Below are 3,254 nucleotides of genomic sequence, written 5' to 3'. Positions count from 1 at the left end.
ACGCCCCCCCCCCCCCCCCCCCCCCCACCCCCCCCCCCCCCCCCCCCCCCCCCCCCCCTCTCCCCCCCCCCCCCCCCTCCCCCCCCCCCCCCCCCCCCCGCCGGCCCGCCGCCCCTTCGGCTCCGATCAGGGGATCCTGAACTCCTGGGACTTGTTCCCGGGGGTGCAGGTGACCATGGTGACCTGGTTGCCCGCGCCGTTGTCGGTCATGCACGCGGAGCCCATGTAGTCCGCGAGACGGAAGGCGCCCGGTGTGCTCCCGGCACTGACCTTCCAGTTGCTCAGGACGCTGAAGCCGCCCGAGAGCGTCACCCGCCCGTCGGTCTCCTGGACGAGCGGTGCGCCGCTCAGGTTGCACGGGTAGAGGTGGTACCAGCCGCCCGGGTCCGGGTCCGAACGCACCCAGCCGTAGGCGGTGTTGCCGCCCATGATCACGGACTGGCCGGCCGACGGGGTGTCCTTGGACAGCCCGAGCTTGAGGCCGGAGGCCACGCTGACGATCGGCCCCCACTTGGTGCCGCCGCAGCCCGGCGGCGTGGCGGGCGTCTGCGGCGGGGCGCTGGTGGCCGCCGGCTGGGGGTTGGGCTGGGTGCCGGGCTGCGTTCCGGGAGCGGGCTGGTTCCCGGCCCCGGCGGTGCCGGCCGCCGGGGCCGGGACGCCGGCCGGCGGCTGGGTCGCGCGCGGGGTGCCGCCCGTTCCGGTCGCGCCGCCGCCGTTCGCCGCACCGGTGCCGCCCGGCGCGGGTGTGGACTGCTGGGCGCCGGGGGTCGCGGTGGCGGCGGGCGCGGTCGGGGTGCCGGTCGGCGCGGGGGTGGTCGGCGGCGGGGTCGTCGCGTTCTCGGCCGACGTTGCCGGGCCGCCGGGGTTCGCCGGGCCGGAGACCGTGACGGACGGCTGCGCCGCGGGCGTCTTCGCCTCGGAGGTGAAGGGCGTGCGGTCGATCAGCAGGACGGTCGCGGTGCCCGCCGTGATGATCACCGGTATGACGATGGGGACGAGGAAGCCGCGCCGCCGCCGACGGGTGCCGGGTTCGGTGGCGTCCCGGGACTCCACCTTGCCGACGTCGGCCGCGGCTACGGCGGGCGTCGCGGGTATCACCGGAACGGCCGGCGGTGCCGGCAGCGCGGGGGCGCCGGGAGCGGCGGCGATCGCGGCCCGCGCCGCGGCCGCCATCGTGCCGGCGTCGGCGAAGCGGTCCTCCGGCTTCTTGGCCAGCGCGGTGGCGATCAGCCCGCGCACCGCCTCCGGAACGGCCGCCGGCAGCTCCGGAGCGGGCTCCCGGATGTGCTTGAGGGCGACCTCCAGCACGCTCTCGCCGACGAACGGCGGCTGTCCGGTGAGCAGTTCGTAGCCCACCACGCCGATCGAGTAGAGGTCCGAGGCCGGGGTGATGGCCTGTCCCTCGGCCTGTTCGGGGGCCATGTAGAGCGCCGTCCCGATCACCGCGTGGGAGGCGGTGATCCGGGTGCTGGCGACCGCCCGCGCGATGCCGAAGTCGGTCACCGTCACCCGGCCCTCCGACCGGACCATCAGATTGGACGGTTTGACGTCGCGGTGCACGATCTCCTGCCGGTGGGCGGCGTGCAGGGCGTCCAGCGCGGTGGCGAGTAGCCCCAGGGCCCGTTCGGGCGGCATCGGCCCGCTCTCGGCGAGCACCTTGTCCAGCGGCTGCCCGTCGATCAGCTCCATCACGATGTAGGCGACCCGGTCGTCCCCGGCGTCCTCACCGCTCTCGCCGTAGTCGTGGACGTCCACGATGCCGGGGTGCTTCAGCGCCGCGAGCAGCTGGGCCTCGCGCCGGAACCGCTTGACGAAGGCGCCGTCCTCGACCAGTCCCGGATGCAGGATCTTCACGGCGACCTGCCGTGCGAGCACCTCGTCGTCGGCGCGCCAGACGGAGCCCATGCCCCCGCCGCCGATCCGCTCGGTCAGCGTGTAACGCCCCCCGAGCACCGTCCCCCGGCTGTTCATGCTCTCTGCCCCCACCTGTCATGCCCCGGCCCAACAGCCCCACTGGTCGCACAGTCTGCCAGAGGGCACCGGGCCCCCGTCCGCGCGCGTGCCCATGCTACGGACCGTCCCCGACGGATCGTCAGCGGGTCTGCGGGCAGCGGGCGGGCCGGGAATCGGCGGCTCCCACGACCGCCGGCTCCGGGAGCGGCCTCCCGGCCGTCCGCCGGTACCGGCCGAGCGGGCCGTCCCACCGGGCATCGGGCCTGAGTAGGGTGAGTGCGACAGCACATCGAACCCGACCAAGGAGCAGACGTGAGCGTGCCGGCGTCCATCGCCCTGCAGCAGGAGATCGCCCGGGAGCTGGAGGTCGCCGAGACCTTCCACGCCGAGAAGGAGATCGAGCGCCGGGTGGCCTTCCTCGCCGAGCGGCTGACCTCCACCGGTCTGCGCGCCCTCGTGCTCGGCATCAGCGGCGGTGTCGACTCCACCACCGCCGGCCGGCTCTGCCAGCTCGCCGTCGAGCGCGCCCGGGCCGCCGGGCACGAGGCGCGGTTCTACGCCATGCGGCTGCCCTACGGGGTCCAGGCCGACGAGCACGACGCCCAGCTCGCGCTCTCCTTCATCCGGCCGGACCACCTGCTGACCGTCGACATCAAGCCCGCCAGCGACGCCGCGCTCGACGCCGCCGTGGCCGCCGACGTGGCCTTCCGCGACGCCGGCCACCAGGACTTCGTGCTCGGCAACATCAAGGCCCGCCAGCGCATGATCGCCCAGTACGCGGTGGCCGGCGCGCACGACGGCCTGGTCGTCGGCACGGACCACGCCGCCGAGGCGGTCTCCGGCTTCTTCACCAAGTTCGGCGACGGCGCGGCCGACCTCGTCCCGCTCACCGGCCTGACCAAGCGCCGCGTGCGCGCCGTCGCGGACGCCCTGGGCGCCCCGGCCGAGCTGGTCCGGAAGGTCCCGACCGCCGACCTGGAGACCCTCGCCCCGGGCAAGGCCGACGAGGACGCCCTCGGTGTCACCTACGACGACATCGACGACTTCCTGGAGGGCAAGCCGGTCGCCGAGGAGACCTTCGAGACGATCGTCCGCCGCTACCGCCTCACCGACCACAAGCGCCGCCTCCCGATCGCCCCGTAAGGCGGTGCACGGCCCACCACACCGGCCTGGGGGGGGGGGGGGGGGGCCCGCCCCGCGTTCCCCCCCGCCCCCCCCGGGAAGTAAGCCAGGCTCTCGTACCCCCAGTCCCTGTCCTTTATACCCCCCTTTCCCCGTTTTCCCCCCTCTTGATGCTTAGC

General features: G+C 75.1%; 2 protein-coding genes. One reads left to right on the top strand and one right to left on the bottom strand.

Translation table 11 applies throughout. The annotated features are described in order from the left end of the window. Nucleotides 1-126: 126 nt before the first annotated feature. Nucleotides 127-1,971 (bottom strand): serine/threonine-protein kinase, encoded by a 1,845-nt coding sequence (locus tag ACZ4UX_RS18655; RefSeq protein ID WP_465707442.1) that lies wholly within the window; start codon nucleotides 1,969-1,971, stop codon nucleotides 127-129. 294 nt (nucleotides 1,972-2,265) lie between these two features. Between ACZ4UX_RS18655 and nadE the strand changes: the two genes are divergently transcribed. After that, the gene (nadE, locus tag ACZ4UX_RS18650; protein ID WP_329490068.1) at nucleotides 2,266-3,096 is read left to right on the top strand and encodes an ammonia-dependent NAD(+) synthetase; all 831 of its coding nucleotides are present in this window, start codon (nucleotides 2,266-2,268) and stop codon (nucleotides 3,094-3,096) included. The last annotated feature ends 158 nt before the right edge of the window (nucleotides 3,097-3,254 follow it).

Source organism: Kitasatospora sp. NPDC028961 (assembly GCF_055564815.1).
Note: the sequence above shows the minus strand (reverse complement) of the source record. Positions and strands in the feature narration are given on the sequence as shown.

What these genes read in the sequence shown, in the direction of transcription:
- ACZ4UX_RS18655 (WP_465707442.1), bottom strand. Translation starts at nt 1,971, where the DNA reads ATGAACAGCCGGGGGACGGTGCTCGGGGGGCGTTACACGCTGACCGAG.